We start from the raw sequence: 2,928 nt of genomic DNA, 5'->3' as shown, positions 1-2,928 counted from the left end.
CTTGACGCAAACCGCCTTACGTTGATGAGCGTGCGCTTCCGCGACGCCTGGCCCGGCTGAAGGCGCGGGTAGCAAAAGCCCTGTGGGTCTGGGGAATCAGGCCCCGTCTGGGGTGCCCACGGCATCAGGGCGACCAGGCGGCATGACTCCTCATCGTCATTGCCCGCGCCGCAGCAAGGGCGAGAGTCTAGTGGTGCTTGGCTCCTTGGGAGGCAGAGGTGGCAACCCGTCTATCGACTGCGCTTGCTGCATCGACGCTGTACGCACTGGTGGCCGTGGCCGCCTGCGGCTCAGATTCCACCGATCGAGGCGTGGAAGGAAGTCCCACGCCCTCGGGTACGGCAGCGAACAGCCTTCGTTCAGAGCCGGGGGCAGATCACTCCCGCCCAACGCCGTCCGCCCCTGCATCGGCCGAGCATCATGGACCCACGTCGTACTTCCACGTGGACCGAACCAGTGACCTCGTCGCGATCACGGACGACCAGGATGAGGACGAAGCGCGACCGGCACCCGGCATCCGGCTCAGCGACATCAAGAGCATCCGCGCGGCGCACACCCCGCGTGAGGTGCGGGTCCGGGTCCGACTCGTCGACCTGAGCTTCCCCCAGGTCCAGTTTGAGCCAGAGTATCGAGTCTCGCTCGTGGTGAGGACCGACACCGGAGATGGTCGCGAGGTGCTCATCGACTTCAACTCCGTGGTACCCCGGCTCAGCATGGAGCCGTTGAGCCCTCCAACGGCAACCCGGTGCGATGCAACCTCGCGACCTCGATTGACACCCGCACCGATGGGGTGGACATCGGCATCCCGCGGAAGTGCCTCGACGATCCGTATTGGGTTCGGATCAAGGCAACCGCGGTGGTCTGGGCATACAACGGCGACGAGACGGTGGCCGCTTGGGACTATGCCATCAACCGCGGACCACGACTTCGCGACGACGCCTCCCGGTACTCACCGCCGATCCACGTGCCCGAGTGAGCGGCCCACGACCAACACGGCCGGCGCCTCGTGAACGATGGCGCGGCTACCTCTGGGTCCGGTTCCGGATCAACGCGGCATTCCCGGCTGTGGGCGTCCACCACCCGAGGGCGCCCCTCGCTCCGACCTGCTCGTGGGCGGTCGAGGACCGAGCTGCCAGTCACGCAGATCGGGGTGGCCCTGCCTCGATCACAATCAGGGCCACCAACCTGTGTCGTTGTGGCTGGTCGACAGCGGCGAGCAGGGCCTGAGCGAGGTGGCGCGCTTCCCCGCGCATGGCCATGCGGGTGTCGTTGCTGCCCCCAGTCGGTCATGTTGATGGCCTGGATGTGTCGACGGCGGGGCCGCACTGGCCGCACGACCCGCCCGGACAGCGGCAGATGAGTGCGTCCCCGTCCGAATAGGAAGCACCCAAACAGGTCGTCCAACACCCTAGGGCGGCCCCAGGGTCCGGGGCACTTCGCCTCTGCTCACCGTAGCGTTGGCACGACCCATACCCGACCCGTTGGAGAGCGCTCATGAATCGGATCACCCTGGTCGCGGGAGCCGCAGCGGCGGCGGCCGCATTCGTGCTCACGGGAGCCCCCGCCGCCAACGCTGCGGCGCCGACGACGTTCACCATCACCCAGACGATCGACACCAACACCCCGGGAGACGATCCGCCGCTGACGACGTTCACGTCGAGCATCCCGGGCTGCGAGACCGGCACGTTCTACGACGACGTACAGGTGGCCGCCGGCAACGTCGACCGGCCAGGCCAGCGCAACTTCATCATCACGACGGACTACGTCTGCGACAGCGGCGACGTCATCACCGCACTCAAGCAGGCGCACCTCGGCATGGACTCACCGCTGCAGCTCACCGGTGGAACCGGACAATTCGCCGGCATTCACGGCACGGGGACCGACCATGTCGTGAGCGACGTCAACGGCGTCATCACGACGGTCATCAGCGGGCGGCTGGTGGGCTGAGAACGCCGCATCCGAGCCGCCCTCGGTAGATTCGACGGCCGCCCAACCTCAGTGGGCGGCCGTCAGGAAGACATGAGAGCCCGAGGCGTGGGCGCACTGTTCTCGGCANGCACTGTTCTCGGCAGATGAGTGTGGGTTGACCCTGTTGCCCGGAGTGGTCTGGTACTGGCGGGATGACGACTTCAGGTCCGGGCCCGGCCCTGCAGCTCCGCGCTCGGGGGGTATGCCCTCACTCACCGCCCAGGGCCGTCCTCAGGTCGAACCAGGTCGACGGGTCGTTCGACGGTGCCACGGTGATCTCGCGAAGCATCATCTTCAGATCCGCGATCGGGTACGCCGGCGTCCCCTCGGCCTCGTCGACGAGAGCGCTGCGCACGGTGTCGCCGGCCCGGACCTGAATGTCTTCGCCGTAGTCAGCACGGCCGCCAGCGGTGCCGACGATGATCCCCAAGCCGCGCTGGAACAGCTGCACGTCCCAGCCGCCGTCCCCGGTGCCGCTGATGATGTGTCCCGCGGTCGCCGGATCCGGAAGCGACGACGGGATCGCGCCGAAGCGGATGGGCAGTCGGACTGCCTGGCCGCCGGGCCGGACCGCCTCGGCGACCTTGAAGAGTGTTGCGCGGACCAGCTCCGGGTCTGGGTTGCCGCGGCCCGCGGAGCCGGTTGTCACCGTCGCATACGAGTCCTCGGCGTACTCCCAGACGAGTTGCGCACCCCAGCCCTCGCCGGGCTTGGGCTCGGGTGCCGCGTAGTAGTGACCCGGCACCCCGTGGACCGTGACATCGTCTCCCTGTGGCATGCCCTCGACCGCCGGGTCGACTCCTTGGTAGTAGCCCTGGTAGTAGACGGTGACGCTGACACCCTCGGCCATGTGGTCCCAGTCGAGCTCAACGCTCTGGCTCCGCTCATTGAGGCTCCAGCCAGCGTGGTGCGCCCCCAGGCCCGGCACGGGCTCGACGTGGAAGCCGAGCTCGCGTACGT

At 67.8% G+C, this 2,928-nt stretch carries 3 protein-coding genes; 2 read left to right on the top strand and 1 reads right to left on the bottom strand.

From position 1 onward, the window contains the following. The first annotated feature begins 790 nt into the window (after positions 1 to 790). Together EKO23_RS24530 and EKO23_RS24525 are read left to right on the top strand one after the other, a co-directional pair. Complete coding sequence (locus EKO23_RS24530) at positions 791 to 976, top strand: hypothetical protein (protein ID WP_134721182.1); 186 nt, start codon at positions 791 to 793, stop codon at positions 974 to 976. A 518-nt stretch (positions 977 to 1,494) separates the two neighbouring features. Next, positions 1,495 to 1,947, top strand: a complete 453-nt coding sequence (locus EKO23_RS24525) for a hypothetical protein (protein ID WP_134721180.1) — start codon at positions 1,495 to 1,497, stop codon at positions 1,945 to 1,947. 229 nt (positions 1,948 to 2,176) lie between these two features. Here the strand turns inward: EKO23_RS24525 and EKO23_RS25585 are convergent. Further along, a partial coding sequence (locus EKO23_RS25585) for a hypothetical protein (protein ID WP_167880643.1) occupies positions 2,177 to 2,928 on the bottom strand: 752 nt, incomplete at its 5' end.

The sequence above is a fragment of the Nocardioides guangzhouensis genome (assembly GCF_004519545.1).
Lineage (GTDB): Bacteria > Actinomycetota > Actinomycetes > Propionibacteriales > Nocardioidaceae > Nocardioides > Nocardioides guangzhouensis.
This window is presented reverse-complemented; position numbering and strand designations above follow the sequence as displayed.